This is a genomic window from Flavobacterium sp. N1736 (genome assembly GCF_025947065.1).
Taxonomy (GTDB): Bacteria; Bacteroidota; Bacteroidia; order Flavobacteriales; family Flavobacteriaceae; genus Flavobacterium.
The window spans coordinates 893,837-917,024 of the sequence record NZ_CP109994.1 but is presented as its reverse complement, the minus strand read 5'-3'; the positions used below and the strand labels follow the sequence as shown (position 1 = coordinate 917,024).

Annotated in this window: 20 protein-coding genes; 10 read left to right on the top strand and 10 right to left on the bottom strand. The window is 33.6% G+C overall.

Annotated elements, in window-relative coordinates; translation table 11 throughout:
• Positions 1-117: 117 nt before the first annotated feature.
• From OLM54_RS03925 to OLM54_RS03890, 8 genes are all read left to right on the top strand, one after another.
• Positions 118-669, top strand: coding sequence for a hypothetical protein (locus tag OLM54_RS03925; RefSeq protein ID WP_264537297.1), 552 nt, complete (start codon positions 118-120; stop codon positions 667-669).
• 54 nt (positions 670-723) lie between these two features.
• Positions 724-1,089, top strand: a complete 366-nt coding sequence (locus OLM54_RS03920) for a DUF4359 domain-containing protein (RefSeq protein ID WP_264537296.1) — start codon at positions 724-726, stop codon at positions 1,087-1,089.
• Positions 1,090-1,245: 156 nt separating this feature from the next.
• Positions 1,246-1,845, top strand: a complete 600-nt coding sequence (locus OLM54_RS03915) for a PH domain-containing protein (protein ID WP_264537295.1) — start codon at positions 1,246-1,248, stop codon at positions 1,843-1,845.
• A gap of 3 nt (positions 1,846-1,848) precedes the next feature.
• Positions 1,849-2,058, top strand: coding sequence for a TM2 domain-containing protein (locus OLM54_RS03910; protein ID WP_264537294.1), 210 nt, complete (start codon positions 1,849-1,851; stop codon positions 2,056-2,058).
• A gap of 72 nt (positions 2,059-2,130) precedes the next feature.
• The gene (locus OLM54_RS03905; protein WP_264537293.1) at positions 2,131-2,535 is read left to right on the top strand and encodes a hypothetical protein; all 405 of its coding nucleotides are present in this window, start codon (positions 2,131-2,133) and stop codon (positions 2,533-2,535) included.
• A 58-nt stretch (positions 2,536-2,593) separates the two neighbouring features.
• Positions 2,594-2,770, top strand: a complete 177-nt coding sequence (locus OLM54_RS03900) for a hypothetical protein (protein WP_264537292.1) — start codon at positions 2,594-2,596, stop codon at positions 2,768-2,770.
• Between the two features lie 325 nt (positions 2,771-3,095).
• Positions 3,096-4,217, top strand: coding sequence for a hypothetical protein (locus OLM54_RS03895; RefSeq protein WP_264537291.1), 1,122 nt, complete (start codon positions 3,096-3,098; stop codon positions 4,215-4,217).
• Between the two features lie 12 nt (positions 4,218-4,229).
• On the top strand, positions 4,230-4,988 hold the full coding sequence (locus OLM54_RS03890; protein ID WP_264537290.1) for a porin family protein: 759 nt from the start codon (positions 4,230-4,232) through the stop codon (positions 4,986-4,988).
• A gap of 235 nt (positions 4,989-5,223) precedes the next feature.
• Here the strand turns inward: OLM54_RS03890 and OLM54_RS03885 are convergent, their stop codons facing one another.
• From OLM54_RS03885 to OLM54_RS03870, 4 genes are all read right to left on the bottom strand, one after another.
• A complete protein-coding gene (locus OLM54_RS03885) occupies positions 5,224-6,996 on the bottom strand; it encodes a RagB/SusD family nutrient uptake outer membrane protein (RefSeq protein WP_264537289.1) in 1,773 nt (590 codons plus the stop codon).
• A gap of 3 nt (positions 6,997-6,999) precedes the next feature.
• A complete protein-coding gene (locus tag OLM54_RS03880; RefSeq protein WP_264537288.1) occupies positions 7,000-10,296 on the bottom strand; it encodes a SusC/RagA family TonB-linked outer membrane protein in 3,297 nt (1,098 codons plus the stop codon).
• 73 nt (positions 10,297-10,369) lie between these two features.
• On the bottom strand, positions 10,370-11,293 hold the full coding sequence (locus OLM54_RS03875) for a FecR family protein (protein ID WP_264537287.1): 924 nt from the start codon (positions 11,291-11,293) through the stop codon (positions 10,370-10,372).
• Positions 11,294-11,376: 83 nt separating this feature from the next.
• Entirely contained in the window at positions 11,377-11,901 is a 525-nt protein-coding gene (locus OLM54_RS03870; protein WP_264537286.1) for an RNA polymerase sigma-70 factor, read from the bottom strand.
• Between the two features lie 269 nt (positions 11,902-12,170).
• Here OLM54_RS03870 and OLM54_RS03865 point away from each other — a divergent pair, with 269 nt between their 5' ends.
• A complete protein-coding gene (locus tag OLM54_RS03865) occupies positions 12,171-13,232 on the top strand; it encodes a phosphatidylinositol-specific phospholipase C1-like protein (protein ID WP_264537285.1) in 1,062 nt (353 codons plus the stop codon).
• 350 nt (positions 13,233-13,582) lie between these two features.
• Here OLM54_RS03865 and OLM54_RS03860 read toward each other — a convergent pair whose 3' ends face one another.
• The 6 genes from OLM54_RS03860 to OLM54_RS03835 all read right to left on the bottom strand — a co-directional run bounded on the left by OLM54_RS03860 (position 13,583) and on the right by OLM54_RS03835 (position 22,510).
• On the bottom strand, positions 13,583-15,535 hold the full coding sequence (locus OLM54_RS03860; RefSeq protein WP_264537284.1) for a metallophosphoesterase family protein: 1,953 nt from the start codon (positions 15,533-15,535) through the stop codon (positions 13,583-13,585).
• A gap of 373 nt (positions 15,536-15,908) precedes the next feature.
• The gene (locus OLM54_RS03855) at positions 15,909-16,493 is read right to left on the bottom strand and encodes a chemotaxis protein CheB (RefSeq protein WP_264537283.1); all 585 of its coding nucleotides are present in this window, start codon (positions 16,491-16,493) and stop codon (positions 15,909-15,911) included.
• Positions 16,475-17,284 carry a CheR family methyltransferase gene (locus OLM54_RS03850; protein WP_264537282.1) on the bottom strand — a complete coding sequence of 270 codons (810 nt, stop codon included), beginning with the start codon at positions 17,282-17,284 and terminating at the stop codon, positions 16,475-16,477. The genes OLM54_RS03855 and OLM54_RS03850 overlap by 19 nt, the downstream gene beginning before the upstream one ends.
• Before the next feature lie 7 nt (positions 17,285-17,291).
• Positions 17,292-17,666 (bottom strand): response regulator, encoded by a 375-nt coding sequence (locus OLM54_RS03845; RefSeq protein WP_319802309.1) that lies wholly within the window; start codon positions 17,664-17,666, stop codon positions 17,292-17,294.
• Positions 17,667-17,671: 5 nt separating this feature from the next.
• Positions 17,672-21,241 (bottom strand): response regulator, encoded by a 3,570-nt coding sequence (locus OLM54_RS03840; protein ID WP_264537281.1) that lies wholly within the window; start codon positions 21,239-21,241, stop codon positions 17,672-17,674.
• A gap of 51 nt (positions 21,242-21,292) precedes the next feature.
• Entirely contained in the window at positions 21,293-22,510 is a 1,218-nt protein-coding gene (locus OLM54_RS03835) for a response regulator (protein ID WP_264537280.1), read from the bottom strand.
• A gap of 414 nt (positions 22,511-22,924) precedes the next feature.
• Between OLM54_RS03835 and OLM54_RS03830 the strand changes: the two genes are divergently transcribed.
• Entirely contained in the window at positions 22,925-23,188 is a 264-nt protein-coding gene (locus tag OLM54_RS03830) for a SemiSWEET family sugar transporter (protein WP_264537279.1), read from the top strand.

Here is a 23,188-nt window from a genome sequence, read left to right as displayed (position 1 = left end):
CTTCGGGGGCTTTTTTTATTTGTGAAATGTAAAAATTTTAAGCATTATGGTTTTCCGTAAAATACTGGTTTTTAATGGGTATACATTTGAATAATTAAAAATCAAATTAATTAAAAAATGAAGAAACCAATCTTACAAATTATCGCATTATCTAGTATTATAATACTATTTTCTTGTAAAAGAACTACAGAATCAGTTACAGAAGTAGCTGTAGATACAGTAGCTGTAGCTATTGATTCAATTGAACCAAAAGCAAATAACAATTGGGAATATCGTCAATCGATTGATAAAATGACATCAAAAACAACCAAATTTGCACAAATAAGATCTAACGAAAGCTTGCATCTGGAATTTCCGTATGAAGGAGTTAATTATGGGGAATTAACATTAAGAAATAAGGATGGTTTAAATATATATTTAAGTATTGATAAAGGTCAAATAAGCGGAGGTTACGATAATAATTTTATTACAGTTCGTTTTGACGATGAGAAAGCAATAAAATTTAGCTACACTGAACCCCAAGACGGAAGTAGTAATATAATTTTCATCAATAGTGAAGCAAAATTTTTATCAAAGTTAAAAAAATCCAAGAAGGTACTCATCGCATTACCTGTATATCACGATGGAAATCAAATCCTCGAATTTAATACAATAGATTTAAAATGGTGATTTTTTTACAAACTATAAACAAGTCTATTTAAGAATCCATCAAAACCAAATATTATGAAAACAAAACATTATGTTATTTTAGGAATTACTCTATTCATTGCGATTTTAGCATTAACAAATCCTGCTCAGGAAATACATAAAGAGAAAGTCAGAATAAAACTGACTGAATTTTATGAAACGGAAATGGCAAAAGAAGATAATACTGCAACTAATCAGTTTTCTCAAGCTGGAAAATCAATGGGTATGATATTGGCAAAATCAATGATTAATATGGTCATTGATAATGCTATTAGTTCATCTAACTACATTCTTTTTTCAACAACAAACGTTACCTGGGAGGGAAAAACAAAAATTATTGGTATAGGGATTTTAGGAAATGTTTTTCTAACCTCGCAAATAGATGATGCCATTAAAAAATAATATTAAATGCATTAATATCTATACTGATGCCCCCTTTGCTAGTGCGAGCATCCCGCTCTTGCCCATTTCAATGAAAATTTACTTCTCAATACGTTCATGTACTGGAAGCTTGTACTAGCACCCGTAATTTATGAAACTAAATAAAACCTAAATACTATGATAAACGATTTAAAAAGATTCTTAAACGAAGAACAAGATCCAAAAGCTGTTGAAAAGTTATTGGCAAAAGTAACAGGATTATTAACTTCAGGAGAACAAGTAGAATACATTGCTGTACAAAAAAAACCTGTAAATCTATCTCCGGATTGTATCGCCTTAACTAACAAAAGAATAATCTTTTGCAGACCTAAAAACTTAGGGTTATCAATGGATTTTCAGGATTACTCCTGGAAAGATATATTAGATTGTCATATGAAAGAAGGCATAATGGGCGCTACTTTCTCGATGAAAACAATTAAAGGGAATATGAACATGCTTGATTATTTGCCAAAAGCCCAAGCCAGAAAACTATATCAATTTGCACAGCAGAAAGAAGAAGAAATGATTGTTTTCCGACGTGAACACGATCTTGAAAACAAAAGAGCCATTGCCGGTGGAGGAATTACAGTAAACGCAAGTGTGCCAATTCCTCAAAATGTTGAGCAAAAAGAAGATCCTTTGGAAACATTACAAAAACTTAAAAAGTTATTGGATAGCGAAATCATTTCGCAAACAGAATTTGACACTAAAAAAACAGAAATATTATCTAAAATGTAAATTATGAAAAGTAAAACAACAGCAGCCTTTTTGACATTCTTTTTAGGAGGAATTGGAATTCATAAATTCTATCTTGGACAATCAATTCAAGGTATATTTTATCTTTTATTTTGTTGGACTTTTATTCCGGCAATATTAGCATTTTTTCAGTTTTTTGGATTATTATTTATGTCTGATCATGCATTTAATGTGAAATATAATAATGGTTTTTAAATTCTATAAAAGTCGGGTATAATTACTCTTTCGTGAAATTTTTGTTCTAATTACATTTATCAAAAAATGCCCGTGAAATCTAAAATTACAATATTAGCTATTGTGCTTTCCTGTTTAAGTTGTCAAAAAGCAACTCCGCCTCCCAAAATAAACACATTTTACAAAGAGGTAATTACTGCTGATGACCGGAAAGTTATTACGCCCGAAGAAGCAAAAACCTATCACGTTAATACCGATAATAAATACGAATATCGAACGGGAACATCCGGTCGTTATGAATATAATTATGATATTAAAGGCGTGAATATTAAAGGAGATTCCGTTTCTGGAAACATTAATATTGAAGGGAAATACGGCGCCGGAATTTTAATGTTTGATTCTATTGATGACATTGAAATTAAAGCGGAATGGATTGATCACGGAAAACTTAAAGCTGTTGACAAAAATGGAAATGAATATTACTTAAAAGTTGAATAATTGCCTTAACCCCAAATTACTCTAAATGAAATATTTTATAATCCTCCTACTAATTGTTTTGAGTTCATTTTGTCGTGTTGAAACTAAGGTTTATATCTGTGGTCCAACAGGCGCAAAAAAATACCATTATAAAGAACATTGCCGTGGTTTAACTGCCTGCCGACATGAATTAACGCTGGTACCTCTTTCTCAGGCTCAAGGTTATGGATTAACTTTATGCGGCTGGGAAGATTAAACTTTTTAGTATTTAATTTTGATATTCATTTAAAAAGGACAAAAAACCATTTTTTTGTCCTTTTTGCATTCTAATACTTATGTATCTTATTATTTATTAAGCAGTTATTTAAACTTTAAATTTAATATTATTGAAAAAATATTGAAACTGAAAAGAAAATTTATTTAACTTTAACAATAATTAACGCATAATTCTGCTATTAGAATCTAAGAATATTCTAAACTAAACCTAATTATTTCATATTAAGATTACAGCCATTTTTCAAGATTACATTAGTACCTATCATTTTACGCAGTTCTATTAATAACATATAAATAGTTGGTCAATGAAATATAATACACTCATATTTGCCTCTTTTTTACTTTTTAGCATTCAGATTTTTGGTCAGGTTTACACCGAAAAAATAGTTGGTAAAAAAAACGAACAGCTTAAAGACAGTCTTAAAGTAGAGAAATATCCGTATGCTTTACCTATTTGGGGCGAAAAAGTAGCTCAAAAAGGATACAAACTTCCCTACTCTGCCGGGCTTTCTGTTAATTACTTCTGGCAGGAATCTGAGATTGAAATTAATGGTTTAGAAGTTGGTTTTAATAATGGTCCCCAATTTAATTTAGATGAAATTGTACGATTTGATAAATCTACTGTTGAGGCGGGAGCGCTTACGATCAGACCTGATGTCTGGCTGCTTCCTTTTTTAAATGTTTATGGAATTTTAGGCAGAGGTACATCCACAACCAAGATTAATGCGGGAATCTGGATTCCTGATGCTGATAATAACTGGTCGCAAATAGCGAGTTTTAATACAAAAGCAAATTTTGACATCACTACTTTTGGTATTGGATTAACGCCTACTATTGGTATTGGCGGCGGCTGGCTTGCTCTTGATATGAATATGTCCTGGAGCGATGTTAGTGCTTTAGACAAACCTGCTTTTTCGTATGTTTTTGGTCCCCGACTGGGTAAAACTTTTAAATTAAATAAGACGGATGAAAATATTGCCGTTTGGGTTGGTGGTTTTAGAGTGCATATTGCGGGCGATACAGATGGAAATATAAATTTATCTGATGTTTTGGAATTAGACGGCGCTCAGGCAAAAGTGGATAATGGTTTTGAAAAAGTTGCCGAAAACCAGACTAAAGTCGATAACTGGTGGAATGCTTTAACGCCTGCGCAACAAGCTAATCCGGTTAATGCTGCCAAACACAATACGGCTAACAGGGCGCTGGAAACTGCGGGAAATTTTTTAACGACTATTGACGGTGCTTTAAGCACAGCAGATTCTTCAACGGTGCAATATTCGCTTCAAAAAAGACCAAAAGATATGTGGAATTTTATTGTAGGAACTCAATATCAATATAATAAGCATATTATGTTTAGGTTTGAGGCTGGCTTTTTAGGAAGTCGTACGCAATTTTTGGGCGGTCTTCAATATCGTTTTGGACTTTAATCTATTCTTCTTATGAAAAAAGGTTTATTATTACTTATCGCTTTCTTTTGTTTTTCTTCTGCGCAGGCACAAGTTTTAATTTCCCTGATTTTTGGAGATAAACTAAATTCGCCTTTTCTGGAATTTGGTTTGGATGGAGGACTTAATTTTTCGACGATTTCAAATATGGAAACCTCAGGAACGGAAGTGGGTTTTAATCTGGGTTTTTATTTTGATATTCGGTCTAAAAAAAATCCATCGTGGATGATTAATACAGGAGTTATTGTAAAATCGCCAATGGGTGCTCACGGAATGCCGGTGTATTCGTTAAACAATGCCAATTTGGATAATACTTTTGCGGGAGGAAGTGTCGACAGGGAAATTCGGTATTTTAATGTTCCAATTTTAATTAAATATCAGTTTAAGAATAATATTTATCTGAAAACGGGACCGCAATTAGGTCTTTTGGCGAAAGCTTTTGATAAGTTTCATAATGAATATGACAAGGATGATGTGGTTTACAAACACAATATTCGCGATCAGATTCATGTTATTGATGCCGGAATTGCGCTTGGTGCAGGTTATCACATGAAAGTGGGAAATGGCTTAAATATTACGGTTCAGTATTATTACGGATTGGTTCCTGTAATGAAAGGCGATGGCCCAAACCAGTACAATCGTTCTTTGTATGTCACAACCGGAATACCTATTGGAAAGGGAAAAGCGGCTCAAAAACGAGCTGAAAAAGAAGCTGAAATGAATAAGGTTATTCTTCCTGAGGATGAGAAATAGAATTTATTTTTTTTAACACATAGAAACATAGTTTACAAAGTCTAAAAAAAAAGGCGTTTCACTTTCTAAAATGCACATAGCTATGTGAATTGTTTGAAGTGAAACGCCTTTTTTCAAATTTAAAAAATCTATGTTTCTATGTGTTTAAAAATTAAACTCAGCGAATATTAAATAGAAAAAACCTGCTCAAATTAATGAACAGGCTTTTTACTAAAAATAAACTAACACAAAAAACTTAATTATAACCTTGATTTTGTTTGAATAATTTTTGATCTATAACTGTTTGTGGAATTGGAAATACTCTTTTGGATGGTTGAGAAGCTGCTTTTGCAGTTCCGGCTAAATCATATTTTCCAAAACGGATGCTTTCCGGTCTTCTTTGTAATTCCCAGTATAATTCGAAACCTAATTCTTTATATAATTGCTCTGCATCTAAAGCCGTTGTAAGCGCTTTTCCTGGAGCATTTGCAAATAAAGCTTCTCTGGTTCTGCTTGTACGCAATTTGTTTATATCATCTAATGCTAAACCTGCACTTCCTTTTCTAAAATAAGCTTCGGCTCTCATCGCATAAACTCCTCCTAAACGGAACAACGGAATATCAACATTACTGTTACCGTTTCCTCCTTCAGGATCAAATTCATATTTAAAAACACGAGCTCCCTGATTGATTTCGTTTTGAGCAAAAACAGATTCACCAGGTTTTGAAAATGTCAACGATGGTGTAAAATTCATTCTTGTTGTTGTGCTTTTTTCCATATATAATGGAGAAACTTTAATACGATTACCTACCATTTCTAAAGATCCTGAAGGCAATAATATTGGACCATATTGAAGTCCTGCCTGAATTCCTCTATTAAAATGGAACCAAGGTAAGCTGGCACTTTTAGGTACGATATCTGTTGCAGGAACGCTTACATCTGTACCATCATTCATAAACCATGTACCATCAGTATATTGGTAATGTTGTTCAAATCTTGGATCATCATGATTACCATCCCAGGAAGCGTAGAATTCCGGAGTTGTACATGCTGCATTTGTTCCTCTGTTTGCAGCAGATGTTCTTTGGTTACGCTCCATAGAAACATAAGCAAAACTATTAGAACCGTTACGGATATAATCTATCTTTTGAGAAATCGCAAAAATAAGTTCTTTACCATTATTGTTATCTCTTGCAAAGTTTTTGAAAAAATCACTTTCTAAACTAAATTTTCCTGAATCGATTAGTAAAGAGGTATAATAAATAACACGGTCCATATCTGTTCCTGTACTTCCTGTTACTGCCGGTTCATTAAAATTAAAAGCCGATGCTGCATTGTAACGGTCTTTAAATACCGCACGATTCAAATACATGTTCGCTAAAAAAGCATAAGCAGCTTGTTTTGTAAAACGTCCGTGATACGTTCTTTGTGTATTAATGTCAGCCAAATCAGGAATTAAAGCTTCAACGTCAGTGATTAATTTGTCAATTTGTGTATCTGCTTTTAAAATTTGCAAAGGTGCAGCCGTGTTCATTGGATCTCTGTAAGGCGCTTGTCCGTAAAGATCTAACGTTGTATAAGTATAATACGCTAAAAGTGCTTTTGCTTCTGCTAAAAACAATGTTTTTTCAGGAAAAGTATTTTCTTCAGCTGCCTTAATTGCAGTCAAAGAACGAGTAATTCCGTTTGTCAATAAATCCCAGTTACTCACAATAATAGCATTACTTGAAGTCCATGTAAATTCGTGCATATCTCTCCATTTTCCACCATCTCCCCAGTCACTTCCGCGCGTTGGTAAAATAGCTTCATCTGTCGTATATTCCTGCATGGCAAAAACAGCACCGTGATCTGTAAAAGTTCCGTCTCCAAGTCTGTCATAAGCAGCTGCAAGCGAACCCGCAGGATCTGAAACGCTATTTCCTGATTGTTCATCTAAAAGAACTTCATTTAAATCAGTACAGCTGTTTAATAGAAAAATAAAAGAGAATATTGTTAAAATTTTTATGCTAAAAAATGTCTTTGTCTTCATGATTTATAATTTTAAAGTTGCTCCGAAACTGAACGTTCTGGAAGTTGGATAAGCAGCATAATCAATACCAATAGATTGGTTTCCTCCGTTAGATTTTGGACTGTTGATTAATGGGTCAAATCCTGAATAATGAGTAATGGTAACCAGGTTATTTCCTGTTATATAAAGCGTTAATCCGTTTAACCAGCCCACGTTTTTCAAATCAAAATTGTAACCCAAACGAGCTGTATTTAATCTGATAAAATCAGATTTCTCTAAGAAAAGTGTTGATACAATTGGCGAATTTGCCGGGTTTGCACCAGACTCGTAATAATCTGTAGCAACGTTTCTGTCAGATGCAAGATTGTTGATGTTTAACGCATTTAATCCTGTGTTATTCAACAAATAACCTCCTGTTTGACCAATGATTGAGAATGAAAAACTAAAGTTTTTATACGTCATATCACTATTAATTCCGTAGTAAAAAGTTGGCAAAGCGCCTTCGATAATAATTCTGTCACTATTATCAATTTTACCATCATTGTTTTGATCTTTAAAAATATTTGCACCTTTACTATCAAACCCAATATGCTCTAACAAATAAAATGAACCAGCTGAATAACCGCTTCTGTAAATGTTCGCGTTTACTCCGGATTGTCCAGGTCCTGAAATAGTTCCTGTTAAGATTTCTGAAACCGGTAAATCTTCAATTTTATTATTTAATGTTGCTCCGTTTACATCAACATTCCATTTAAAATTTTTAGTGTCAATTAATTTTGAACCTAACATAAACTCAAAACCTTTGTTGATAATTTTTCCCTGACTAATATTTGTCCAAACTGTTGGTGTTGGGCTTAATGGTGGCGAAGGAATGTTTAAGATCGCATCTGTAGTTGTTTTGTTGAAATAATCAAGAGTTCCGTAGAATTTATCATTCCATAAACTAAAATCTAAACCTAAATTGTATTGTGTAACAACTTCCCATTTTAAATCAGGATTTGGTGTTCTTACTACAGAAACTCCGTTTACCAAATTCAAATCATCATATAAATAATAACCGTCCGGACCAGATAAAGAATAACTTGGCTGCGTAATTTTATTCTGAACTTCCTGATTTCCGGTTTGTCCCCAGCTCGCTCTAAGTTTTAAGTTGCTTACAGCCGTTACATTTTCTAAGAAACTTTCTTTAGATATATTCCATCCCAAAGCAAATGAAGGAAAGTATCCGTATTTGTTATTATCACCAAAACGAGTAGAACCGTCAGCTCTCATAGAAGCTGTTAGCAAATATTTATCATTGAAAGTATAATTTAATCTTCCAAAATAAGATTGCAATTCGTTTTCCTGAGCAAATCCTAAAGTTCCTGACTGAATTCCTGCAGAACCGGGATTAATTGATGGTTTTATACCAACTCCTTTATTCGCAATTCCGGTAAGGCTGAAACTAGTACCTGAATTTTCAAATTTTTGATAAGAGAAACCACCTAAAACTTCAAATTTATGTTTATTCAACAACAAATTATAAGTCAGATAATGTTCAATCAAAGAATTTTCAGAATCTAAATTATTTTGAACATATCTACCATTTGCATCGCTTGTTCCTTTTGGATTTAAATCTGTTAAGTTTTGATAAATAGTCGTATTTCTTTCCGCCGTAGAACGATCTACACCAACGTTTAACTTATATTCTAATCCGTCGATGATTCTAAAAGAAGCTTCAAAATTTCCTAAAACCCTCAATGTACGTGTTTGGTCCTCATAAATACTCAATAAATAAGCAGGATTATAATGCGCATTCATATTAAAGTTTGTATACACACCGTTTGCATCAAATACTGATCTTGTTGGGTTTGCCATCAAAGTATGCACGATCAATTGTCCGTTAGAACCACCGTCATCACTTGTAGGAACTCCATCATCTGTAGTTTGACTCGCCGTAAGGTTTACTTTTAATTTTAAACGTTTGTTGTCTAAAAATGATTCAGCAGCATTAATTCTACCCGAAATACGTTTGAAATTACTGTTATGAATAATTCCTTCCTGATCCATTTGTGCAACAGATGCGTAATAATTTCCTGATTCTGTTTGTTTTGCAAAAGACAAAGCATTGTTTGTAGTAACTGCTTTTCTAAAAATCACATCTTGCCAGTCTGTGTTTCCACCATGATCAAAAGCAGGATCTTTAATCGCTTTTCTGTATTCGTCTGCACTTAAAACATCTAATTTATGAGCCACTGTCGAAACTCCCATATAAGAGTCAAAAGTTAAAGTTCCCTCCCCTTTTGATCCTTTTTTAGTCGTAACCAAAACAACTCCGTTAGAACCTCTTGCTCCGTAAATAGCAGCTGCAGAAGCATCTTTTAAAACCGTAATCGATTCGATATCACTTGTATTCAAAAAGTTTAATGGATTTTTTGCAGATGATGCTCCAAAACCAACATTACTTCCCGACGGACTCACGTCATCATTAGACAAAGGCATACCATCAACAACAAACAAAGGCGTACTTCCGCTTCTGATAGATCCAACACCGCGAATTGTAACATTTACACCAGCTCCCGGCTCACCGCTTGTACTAACAACACGAACACCGGCAACTTTTCCCTGAATCAAATTATCTACAGAAATGTTAACTCCTTGTTTAAAATTTGCCGCCTCAAGTTGAGTTACAGCTCCTGTAACATCTTTTTTAGCTTGTTTACCATAACCTACAACCACAACTTCTGTCAGTTCAGAAGTATTTGGCGCTAACTGAATGGTCATGAAATTACTTTGTACACCAACCGTTTTAGTTGTATATCCTAAATATGAAACTTCGATTGTTTTACCTTCAGTAACCGAAAGTTCAAATTCACCGTCAAAATTAGAAACAGTAGCGTTTTTTGTACCGGTTTCTAAAACCGTTACGCCCGGCATTGGCACGCCGTTTTCGTCGATAACTTTTCCTTTAACTTTAATTTTCTCTACTTCTGATGTCGATTTTACAACTGTTTTCTGAATTAAAACTAATTTGCCATTAATGTTATAATTGAAATTAGCTTTTTTAGAAAGATCACTTAAAATTACCGCCACAGATTCATTATTATAATTTACTGTATAGGTTGTATTGTCAGCAATAATAGCTTGTCCGTAACTAAATTTATAGTCCGTTTGTTTGCTCAATTTTGAAAAAATAGAAACTAATGTTGCTTTTTCTATTTTATTTTCTATTTTTGATTTTTTAATGACAGTTGTACTGTAACCGGTTTGTACGGACAGCGACGCCAGAACTAAAAAGAAAATTCCCTTTAGAAGATTTAATTTTTGAAGTTTAAAATACATGATTTAAGTTATTGGTTTTTCGATACTTAATTATTAATCGCAGTTGTTCTCAGCAACTGCTTTTTTTTTGATTTTAGTTCACTTTTACTGTTTCGTCATAAACATTAAATTTTAGGTTTGTGATATAATTTATTTGTTTTAATACGCTTTCAAGCGAAGCATTCTTTTCGATGAATACGGTAACCGGAATATTTAAAACGGCTTTGTTTTCGCATTCAAATGTTACTCCGTATTTATATTGTAAAACGGTAATTACATGTTCAAGAGTTGCTTCATTTAAGGAAATATCGGTGGTGTACCAATTCACTGCTAATTCTTTATTAACAGGAAGTTTGGCTAGTTTTTCACCAGAAAACAATGCTTCTTCATATGGAACTAAATCGACACTTTGACCTTTTGAAGAAACATTTACTTTTCCGGTTACAACAATTACTTCACATTTTGTTTTGGATAACTGAATATGGAAAGAAGTTCCCACAACTCTCGTTTTAATATCGCGCGATGTGATAATAAAAGGATGTTTTTTGTCTTTGGCAACTTCAAAAAAAGCGCTTCCTTTTAATAAAGAAACCTTCCTTTCGCCTTCGTTAAATTTTTCAGGATACTGAAATGATGAGTTTGCTGCCAGATAAATTTTCGAACCATCACTTAATTTGATAGATTTGGGGACATCTGATGTTTTAAATGTTAATTGCTTTTCGGCTGAAAAGCCCGGTTTAAAGAAAAACCCTAAACCAACAAGAAAAAGAATACTGGCAGCGGCCATGTATTTGAAATATGGATTGAACGTTTTCTTCTTCACAATTCGAAGTTGAATTCCTTCATATATATTTTGAGAAACTGTATTAGAATTTCCCATCGAATTTTCATCCCATTTTGAATTTTGATATTCGCTTAAAGCAAAATCATTAAGTAAATTTTCTTCTGCTTCAGATGTTCTGTTTCGGGAGCTTTTATCAATTAGATATTCTAAACTATGTTTGATTCTTTTTATCATAATACTTATTATTACCTATAAGTACAAGAATCATTAAATCGTACTATCCTGAAATATTACGAAACCATTAACACAAAGTTATCTTAAAGCTTTTGTTGTAAAATGATAAATGGAGCAAGCCAGGCAAGGTCTTTCAAGCCTTCACGCAATTGTTTTAGTCCCGAAGAAATTTGATTTTTAACAGTTTGTTTTGAGATTCCCAATTCATCAGCAATTTGATCAATCGTCATATCCTGCATTTTATACATTAATAAAACCTCTTTGCGTTTTTCAGGAAGTTTATCTAATAAGGAATAAAGTAAATCCATTAATTCAGGATCGATTGTCGCAAAATGATCAATTACATAATCTTCAAATTTATCTTCAAGAATCGTTTTGTCGAATTTATTATTTTGATAATGTTTGAAAACCTGATTTTTTACCGCCCTGAACAAATAAGGTTCGATGGCGTTTATTTCGACATCATTTCTTCTTTCCCATAAATCCACAAAAACATCCTGAACAATATTCTGCGCCAAGTCATTATCCTGAGTCATCGTATACGAAAAAGCAGTCAGCTTTTTCCAGTATTGCGTATACGTTTCTTCAAAAATCTCAGGGTTTTTCATTGCTTATTTGGGTAGTATTATATCATGTAAAATAATAAAATGAAATACCATTGTTTTTTTCCTGAACGTTATCTTTAAATTAATAAATCGATTCGTTTGTTTTATTAATACTACTTTTTGATACGAAAAATCATAATCACATTGCGATTTGTTTTTTTTAATCTAACATCAGAACCAAATCCTAATTATACTTTAGTAATCTCAAAAATTGACAAAGTTCACCTGTCTCGTCTCCACTCTTTTTTTATTAATTCCTATTATTTCAATCTATGAAACATATTCTGTTTACATTATTATTTACTATAGCTGTAAGTTACAGTTCAAACGCGCAAAGTGACGATTTAAAAATTAACCAATTGCAGGTTATTGGTTCGCACAATAGTTACAGACACGCCATCGAAACTGATTTGTACAATATTATTCAGGCAAAAGATACTTCCCGTTCATTAAAAGGTTTGCAATACACGCACATTAGCCTTACAGATCAATTAAATAAAGGTTTAAGAAGCCTTGAAATTGATGTTCACGGCGATGCAAAAGGCGGAAAATTTGCACATCCAAAAGGTTTGGATATTGCAAAATCTGAAGAAGCTTACGACCCGAATGGAGAAATGAAAAAACCGGGTTTTAAAGTTTTTCACATGGTCGATATTGATTTTAGAACATCGTGTTATACACTTCAAAGCTGTCTTGCAGAATTAAAAAAATGGTCTGATGCAAATCCTGATCACGTTCCCGTTTTTATTACTTTAGAACCAAAAGATGATGAGAGTTACTTTGGAACAAAATCTGAGGAATATACACCTGAATTATTTGATGCCTTAGATAAAGAACTTCGAAAAGGTTTAGGCAATAAATTAATCACGCCTGATATGGTGCGCGGAAAATACAAAACACTTGAAGAAGCCGTTTTAAACCATAATTGGCCAACGCTTAAAAAAGCAAAAGGAAAATTTTTGTTTATTTTGGATAACAACGGTGCAAAAAGAGATTTATATGCTCAAAATCATCCGTCGTTAAAAGGTCGTGCCATTTTCATCAACGCCGATCCCGGAAAACCCGAAGCCGCAACCTTATTCCGTAATAATTCTGAAGATCCTCAAATTGCAGATTTAGTTAAAAAAGGATACATCATTCGCACCAGAGCAGATTCTGATACTAAAGAAGCACGCAAAAATGATTACTCGCATTTTAATGCCGCAAAAGCCTCTGGAGCACAAGTTATTACTACTGATTATTATTTGCCAAGTACGTTTTTCGATTCGCCTTATCAGATAAAATACGATGACGGAACTTATGTAAGGGTTGATCCTGTTAACGGGCGGGAATAAGTTTTCAGTCTCGGTTTTCAGTCTCAGTCTCAGTCTCAGTCTCAGTTTGCAGTCTTGGTTTTTAGTTTTCAGTGAAATGAGTATAATTTAACCGCAATGATTTTATTTATAAAGCGCGGTCATTGCGAGGAACGAAGCAATCTCACTTGCAATATCAATTAAGAATCTCCGTTCCTTATTATAAAAATTAAAATAACAACAAACCCCGACAGGTTTTAAAAACCTGTCGGGGTTACTGGTGTGGATTTAGCAAGTGGGATTGCTTCGTTCCTCGCAATGACAAAAAGAATAAAATCCGTAAAAATCCGTGTTTTCGCTTTAGCGAATCCGCGTCATCAGCGTACCATTTCTCAATTCAATCTTTTAATTTCTCCCGTTTTCAAATCTACACTAAAATGATCTGCAGGAACTTCGTGCATAAATTTATTGAAGATCACCAGAAAAAGACGCAATTGATTTTGAAAAGGTTTTTCTTTTGAAGTATCGTCTTTATGATTTTCGAAAAACATTTGTGATAAAACTTTGTATTGTGCGGCTCTTTTTTCGCCAACATCAACCAAAGCCAGTTCATCTGCACTGCGAAAACGGTAAAAATCTACCAGAAAATCATAACCTGTCCAGTTAAAATCTGTTTTTTTGAAATTGTTTTGCGCTAAGATTTTGTTTGTTTTCTGCTCGGCTTCTGCCCATTCTTTTTGGGAACTTTCTTTGTTTTTCAGAATAAAATCAAAGTCTTTATCCGATTGAATATTTGCCAGAACCAATAATTCCTGAGCAGAAATATTGAGAAAAAAGTTCTTGAAATCTGAAGGCCAATCGTCAGAAAGAAAACGCAGGCGCACTAATTCTTTCAGGTGAAAATCTGTGAAATCGTGGTAGTTTTTGGTTTCTAAAATGGCTTTGTTCCAAATATCTTTTGTTTTTTGCGATTCTAAAAACTGATATTCCATTTTATACAAGTCAAAAAGTTCATTATATCCTTTTACTTTATCAATCGTAATGGTTTGAATATCTACAAGATTATCTTTTTTAATAGTCAATAGTTTATAAGCAGGAATATACGCCGCCAAAGATGGCGTTTGAATATTGACCAGCGTATTTCCCTTTGCGGTGGTGCGAATTCCGGTATCGTTGATATGCATGTGTCCGCCAAAATGAATTTTTAAGCCTGCATCAGCAAACGTCTGCGCCACTTCTTCAACGGGAACACGGTTTAATTGCCATTTGTTTGGACCAAGTAATTCTTTTATTTCCGCGGAAGCGTCGTCATTAAAATCAATCATGGGGAAATGACTAAAAGCAACTAAAGTTTTACCTTGTTTTTTGGCTTCTGCCGAAATTTGTTCGACCCATTTTATCAGGTGTTTTTTATTCGAAAGCACATTGTTATAACCCGTACTTGCTTCTGAATAATTTGCAGGATCTTTAGGGTCTGCAGTGGCATTTTTCTTGCGTATATACACATTGCCATCAATCGCCATCAGCCAAAGTCCGTCAATCGGTTCAACGACATAACTTACATCGGGAACTTCATAACCCGGCGCCACTTCATAAACTCTGTTTGTTAATTTTGAAACTTCGGTCGCTTTTTCAAAACTATAATTTTCACTGTTATAAGTCGAAAAAGGTGTTGCCCAGTATTTATATTTTTGATCTGGATAAAAACCAAAATTTTTCAGTCCTTCGGTTATTCCTAAATAACCCATTTTAGCAATATCGGCTGTTACAATAACTGGCTGTTCAATATTCAAATTTGGCTTATACATGCCTTCTTTGCTATAAATGGGTTGGCTTTTACCTTCTTTTCCTAAAAAATCTTCTTTGCCGGATTCCTGTGCAAATGGTCCTACGGGATCGTGATTTCCGGTAGTAATGAAAAATTCAATCCCATATTTTTTTCGGTATTGATCGAGAATTTCTTCTAATCCGCGCACATGTATTGGCTGTCCGTCATCTGTATAATCGCCCGGAAGTGCTACAAACTTTATCTTTCGCTTTGCGATATCATCTAAAGCTGCGATAAAAGCAAAATAATTTTCGTTAAAAATTCGGGTCGAATGCAATTGAGAAGCCATCGTTCTCAATAAAGTATATTTTCCTGTTTTGGGATTTAAAACGCCTCGATAATCATTGTCTGAAAATTTTCCGAACAAATCCTGCAAATGCACATCAGATAAAAAAGCTACCTGAACTCCATCGAGTTTGGTTTGTTTTTGTGCCGAAATTGTACCATTACATAGAATTAAAAACAGAATAAATAATGACGAGGTATATTTTTTATAGTAGGTATTTTTTATAAACATAAGTTACTTTTTACAAATGTGTATTTTAATAAAATGTTTGGGACATCTTATAAAACATCTGCAATTTTATCGATTAAAACCCAAAGTTGGTTTACGATATTGTTACGGAATGATAATCTTTGTCATTCTATTGAATACCAAACCCTACAGGTTTTTAAACCTGTAGGGTTTAATGGTTGTTAAACTTTCTCTATAAACTAAAGTTTAATCAAAGTTTTGTCATTTCGAGGCACGAGAAATCACACCAGAAACTCTATAAAGATTGGCGATTTTGTTTGCGGAGTTACGTGTGTGATTTCTCGTGCCTCGAAATGACAAATTGTAATGAATACCAAACCCTACAGGTTTTAAAAACCTGTAGGGTTTAATAAGCCTACTTATCAATTGAAAGAATAAATTTTAAAATCTCTTCATTTTTTAAAATATAATCGGGAGTCATATTTAAAATGGCGTTCGATGGCATATACGGCATTTCTGCCGATTTTGGGTCTTGAATTATAGTGACGCCACCTGCATTTTGAATGGCTTTTAATCCTTCTGTTCCGTCTGTATTGGAGCCTGAAAACAAAATTCCGATTAAATTTGAACCATAAACTTCTGCTGCCGATTCGAATGAAACATCAATGCTGGGTCTGCTGTAATTTACTTTCTCAGAAGTATCGAGCGCAAATAAATTGTTCTTTTCGAATAATAAATGATAGTTTGAAGGTGCAACGTAAATAAATCCCGGGTCTATTGGCACTTTATCTTCAATAATTTTAACGGGTGCCTGGGCTTTTAGTTTTATTAATTCTTCGAGTGTTAAATCGTCTGTTCCTCTGCGATGTAATACAATTACAAGCGCAAAAGACTGAAATACGGTTACATCAGGTAAAATTTCTAGTAACGCATTCAAACTCCCCGCTGATCCTCCAACAATAACTACTCTGCGATTTAATATTATTTTACTTTCCTCCATATTTTTTCTTTTTCCAATTGTTTGTACTTACTCATAGAAATAGAATATTTAATAGTTTCTTTTGTTCCAAGTGCCAGAAAACCAAGAACTGACAGGCTTTCATCAAATAAATTGATGACTCTTTTTTGCAAATCGTTATCGAAATAAATCAAAACATTGCGGCATAATATAAAATCGAATTCATTAAACGAATTGTCTGAAACAAGATTATGTTGTGAAAATACCATTTTTTCAGACAGTTCTTCGTTGAATTTTGCAATGCCGTAATTGGCAATATAATAAGTCGAAAAATCTTCCTGACCTCCGGAATCTCTGTAATTTTCTGAATATTCTTTCATCATTCGCAACGGAAATATTCCTTTTTTGGCTGTTTCCAACACTTTAGAATTAATATCAGTGGCGTATAGTAATGATTTATGCAATAATCCGGCTTCTTTGAGCATTATTGCCATCGAATATACTTCTTCTCCGGTTGAACAGCCGGCGTGCCACAAACGTATAAAAGGTTTTGTGGCAAGCAACGGCAATATTTCGGTTCTGACTATTTTATAAAAAGTGGGATCACGAAACATTTCAGTAACATTTACTGTTATTTCGTCGATCATTCTTTTATAATAATCAGGATCGTATTTAACTTTTGATAAAAACTCGTAAAAATTTTTAAATCCATCTAAATGGTAAATTCTATTGACACGTCTTTTTAAGGATGCTCTAGAATAACTTCCAAAGTCAAAACCATAATATTCGTAAATATCATTTATAAGGGTTTCTAACTCAATGTCTTCTATCATAACAAATTTAAATTTTACTTAAAACGTGCAGCAATTTATCTACATCTATCGGTTTTGATACGTAATCATCTGCGCCTGCTTCGAGACATTTTTCTTTATCGCCTGTCATGGCTTGCGCCGTAACGGCAACAACCAATGCATCTTTGCGGGACGGAATGTTTTTTATTATCGGAATTGCTTCGTAACCATCCATTTCCGGCATCATCATATCGATCAAAATCGCATCGATAGGTTCATTTGTTTTTAATAATCGTATTGCTTCTTCAGCACTTAAACACGACAGGCAATCAAATGATTTTGCGCGTAATGTGTTTACCAAAGCAAAAATATTTCTTGAATCGTCATCAATAATCAAGAGTCGTTTTTTCTCCATATCTTCCATTAACATTAAATTTTATCATATAACCACACTCGCAATAATGAAAGTAACTGGTCTATATCTACCGGTTTTGTAATATAATCTGAAGCTCCGGCTTTGATGCATTTTTCTCTGTCGCCTGTCATTGCTTTTGCTGTTACGGCGATTAATGGCAGCGTTAAAAACTTAGGGATTGTTCTTATTTTTTCGGCTGTTTCATAACCATCCATATTTGGCATCATCATATCGAGTAAAACAATATCGGTATCCGGATGTTCTTCTAATACTTTTATGGCGTCTTTACCGTCGAATGCCGTAATTACATTCATTTTAAAAACTTCAAGCGCTTTTGTCAGCGAATAAATATTTCGAACATCATCATCTACAATCAATACTTTTTTATCGTGTAAAATATTGTTTAGCAAATTCAGTTTTTTGTAGGCATCTCCTTTGCCTTTTGCTCCTTTATTTTCTTCGACTAAATGTAAAAATAAGGATACTTCGTCGAGCATTCTTTGGTAAGAGTGGGCAGTTTTTACAATAATAGAATCGGCGTATTTTTTAATTTTTACTTCTTCTTTAAGCGATAAACTTTTTCCTGTAAATACAATTACGGGAAGATTTTCTAATCCCGGGCTTTTTTTAACGCTGTCTAAAATTTGATACGCATGTTTATCCGGAATTCCCATATCGAGAATTACACAATCGACTTCGCTTTTGTTTAAGGCTTCTAAACCATCTGCAACCTCGCTTTTTATTTCTGAGTTAATATTATAGGTTTCTAAGAAATAAGCCAGTGCTTTGGCGTGTTTTGGGTTGTCTTCGATAATTAAAACCTTTTGAGATTCTTTGGTAATAATATGTTCTATACGCGTAAAAACTTCCGGAATTTTGTCGAAAGCAACCGGTTTATCTAAGAAATCTACGGCTCCTTTTAATAAACTTTCCTGTTTTAATTTATGCGATGACATAATATGTACGGGAATATGTTTGGTTTGATTGTTGTTTTTTAGTTCTTCCAAAACTTCCCAGCCGCTTTTTATCGGAAGTTCAATATCCAGTAAAATTCCAATTGGTTTATACATCAAAGCAAAGTTTAAAGCATAATCGCCTCTTACGGCAACTACAACTTTGTAACCATTTTTTCGGCTAAAGGCAAGCAGCGATTTTGCAAAATTAATATCGTCTTCTACAATTAAAATTACTTTGTCGCCTTCGTCAATTATATCTCTGTCGTCTTCAATTTCAGCAGGAATTACGGTTGATAAATACTTGTTTTTAATCTCTTTTAATTCATTTACTTCTTCGTGCGTAATATCGATTGGCGGCGTTTTGTCTACAATTATTTTTTTGTTCATTGTTCCATAAACCGGCAGGCATAACGTAAAACTGCTTCCTTTTCCTTCGGTACTATGCAAAATAATTTCGCCTCGAAGTAATTTTGCTAATTCTCTACTAATAGACAATCCTAAACCTGTACCGCCATATTTACGTTTTGTAGAACCGTCGGCTTGTTGAAAAGCTTCAAAAATTAACGGTTGTTTTTCTAGCGGAATTCCAATTCCGGTATCTTTTACAATAAAGCAGATTATTTTATCGTCGTCGTCATTTATTTTTATTTCAACACTTACAGAACCTTTGTCTGTAAATTTAATTGCATTAGAAATTAAATTTTTCAGAATTTGCTCTAATCTCATTTTGTCTGTTTTAATGACAATTGGAGCATCTTTTGAAAGAATATCAAACTTAATTCCTTTTTCTTTGGCAACTTGCGAAAACAAACTCGATAATGTATCTGTAATTTCTTTGGTGGAAACATCTAAAAACTCAAGCTCCATTTTTCCGGCTTCGATTTTAGATAAATCCAGAATTTCATCAATTAAACCAAGCAAACTGTTTCCTGAACTCTGAATTACTTTTGCAAACTCAATTTCTTCATTATTCATGCTTTTGCTGTTATTCTCAGATAACAATCGGCTTAAAAGCAAAATAGAATTCAGAGGCGTTCTTAATTCGTGCGACATATTCGCCAAAAACTCTGATTTATATCGTGTTGTAAGTTCTAAAGCTTCTGATTTCTTTTGAATTTCGTTGTTTCTTTCTTCTAATAAAACACTTCTTTCCGAAAGTTCTTCGTTGGTTTGCTCCAGTTCTTCCTGCTGTACGCGAAGTTCTTCTTCTGATGCCTGCAATTTTTCTGTCTGCGCTTCAAGTTCAGCATTAATAGATTCTAATTCGCTGTGCTGCATACGCAATTCTTCTGATTGTGCCTGGGTTTCTTCCAGTAATTCCATAACACGTTTGCGGTTTTGAGTCGATTTTATGGCAATTCCGATATTATTCGAAACCATTCTCAAAAATTCTACATGCAATTTTGAAAATCCGTAAATACTAGCCAATTCCAAAGCGCCTTCTACCCTGTTATCAAGCAACGGAACTGCTACAATATGCGTTGGTTTTATTTCGCCCAAAGCATAATTTATCTGAATAAAATCTGATGCAAGCGATTTTAATTCTAAAAGTTCACCCGAAACAATACATTGCCCCAGCAAACCATCGCCTTTTTGAATTGTTTCTCTGTTTTTTGTCGGGATATAACTGTATCCTGCCGAAAAAGCCAGTTCGTCGATTTCAAGAACATAAAAAACACCGGCGCTGCTATTGGTATAATGGCATAAATATTCAATCACATCTTTAGACAGTTCCTGCAATGATTTATCGCCCAGCATTACATTATTAAGTCCTGCAATACCACTTTGTATCCACTCTTTTTCTGATAATAGACCAAAAGATTGTTTTAAAGCGCCACTCATATTATTTAGTGATTCTCCCACACTTCCCAGCGCATCTGCTTTAGTATCGTCTACTCGAATATCATAATTGCCACTCGATATATTAGATGCAATATTGCTTATTACCTCAATTCTTTGTGCGGTTTCTATATCTTTTTGTTCCAGTTCTTTTTGAAGTAAAGATCGCTCGTTATAATCTTTTAAAATCCTGAATAAAAACACAATCGAAATTAAAAATGCAATAATAAAAGCGACAATTATTAAAACAGTACTGTACGTTCCGTAACGTTCTGATGTTTCATTTCGTTCTTTTAAAAGTCCTTGTTCTGTGTTTTCAATTCGTTTAAAATAAATTTTTAACTCGTCCATCATCGCACGGCCTTCATTGAGGTCGAATGTGGTGTTATCTTTTCCTAAACGTTTTTTTACAATTTGGTTGTTTAAGTATTTAAAAAAACTGGATCGAAGCGTTTTTAGATGAATTAACGCTTTTTGCTGTGCCGGATTATCAATGGTAAGCTCCTCAAGTTTTTCAAAATACGCATTCGATTCACTTTCATACGTATTATAACGAACCACAAATTGCTCGTCGCCGGTTATTAAATACCCGCGCATACTGGTTTGCGCATCTGTGAGCGATGATGAGCCCTGGTTTAAATTGTAAATAACTTCCTGAGTATGATTGACCCAAAAGTTACTTTTCAATAAATTTTTTATACTAATAAATGATGCCGTAGAACTGATCATTAACACCAGCAGCGAAACCAGCGAGCTAATTAGTAAATTTCTTTTAAAGTTGTTTTTCATAGGTTTTAATCCGATTGATTTGATTTTGGTTGATTTGAATTTGGTTGTGATTTAGTTTTCATATTGTAATGGCAAGACCATAATAAAGCTGGCGCCTTTGCCTAACTGACTTTTTGCGGTGATTAATCCGTTGTGTTTATCGACAATTTTTTTGGCAATAGCTAAGCCAATTCCCGTGCCTTCATAAGTCTGACGATCATTTAAACTTTGAAAGATTATAAAAATACGGTCCAGGTAAATTTCGTCAAAACCAATTCCGTTATCCGTAACCGTAATTCGGCAAAATTTTCCATCGGGAGAAACCTCTCCGTCAAAATCTTTTGTTGTTATTAATTCTGAAGTAATTTCTATAACGGGATCTCCATTGTTTCCGGAAAATTTAAGTGCGTTTCCAATCAAATTTTGAAATACTTGTCGCAACTGACTCGGTATACTGTCTATTGTAGGGAGTTCACTGGTTTTGATAATGGCATTTTTGCGTTCAATCAAATAATCAAAATCAGAGAGAACTTCCTGCAGTACAATATTTAAATCTGTTTTTTCAGGCTGGACTTTAGAGGATAATCTCGAGTAAGCGAGTAAATCTGTAATCAGGGTTTGCATTCTTTCTGCCGCTTTTACGGTACGATCTACATAATCGACTGCTTTTTCATCTTTTGTGAGATAAAGCTCTTTGATTATTTTTATGAAGATCTGGATTTTCCGAATTGGCTCGTTCAAATCATGCGAAACTACCCAGGCAAACTGTTGCAATTCGTGATTTTTCATTTCCAGTTCTTCGTTTTTAGAAACCAGTTCTTTGGTTCTTTCAACGATTTTAACTTCTAAATTATCCTGCGCTTCTTTACGAATTTTGATTTCTTTTGAAAGTAAGTCTTTCATTATTTTCAACTGATTCTGCTGATCGTAAATTTTAAGGAATGTTTTTACTTTTAAGATAAGTAAATCAGTATCAACAGGTTTTGTAATATAATCGACTGCTCCCGTTTCGTAACCTTTAAAAATGTATTTCTTTTCGATGTTTATTGCTGATAGAAAAATAACCGGAATTTCTTTGGTTCGCTTGTTTCCCGAAAGAATTTTAACGACTTCAAAACCATCGAGTCCCGGCATTTGAACATCCATTATTATTAAGGAATAATTGGTTTTTAAAATTTTCTTTAAAGCTTCTTCACCAGATTCCGCCGTGTCGACCTCAATATCATGCAGTTCAAGTGTTTTTTGTAAGGCAATTATGTTAGCCCGAATATCATCTACAATTAATATCATTTTATTTGGGGAGTAAAACGTTATGAATTAAACTTTAATTAATTCGGATTAATATTGATTATTCTTTTTTAAAAATTGATTATTCTTTTAAAAACATTCGTCAAACTTTCAAATTTATAAAAAAAATAAAAGCCTACTCTTTTATCAGGATTGAAATAAGTTTCATAATTCCCATGTTTTGTTTCAGAATTTCCATTTCGTAATGATCTAGAATGCAACGTATTTGTCCTACAAATTAGTAACTTAGCTTGTTTAAGTGGCTTTTTTCATTCAAATAAATAAAAATCCTGATTTATTGCGCTACTCTTTTATGCGTTGAAGTTAAGCTTAAAAAAGAGAGTGATTTATATTTATACTAAATAGAATTTAAAGTTGAAATTCTTAGAAACAACTATCTAAAACAAACCAGAAATCATGAATTTAACGGATATCATTGGGCTTTTTGCCGGCATTTGCGTTACCATATCTGTTGTGCCGCAAATTGTAAAAGTTTGGAAAACCAAAAAGGTTAAAGAAATTTCGCTGTTAACGTTTAGCGTCCTGACTTTTGGCATCGCCATTTGGATTGTTTACGGAATTCTTAAAGATGATTTGCCTATTATTATCACCAACAGTGTTTCGCTATTGCTGAATTTGGTGATGGTTTATTTTATTATTTATTATGAAAAGGAAAAATAA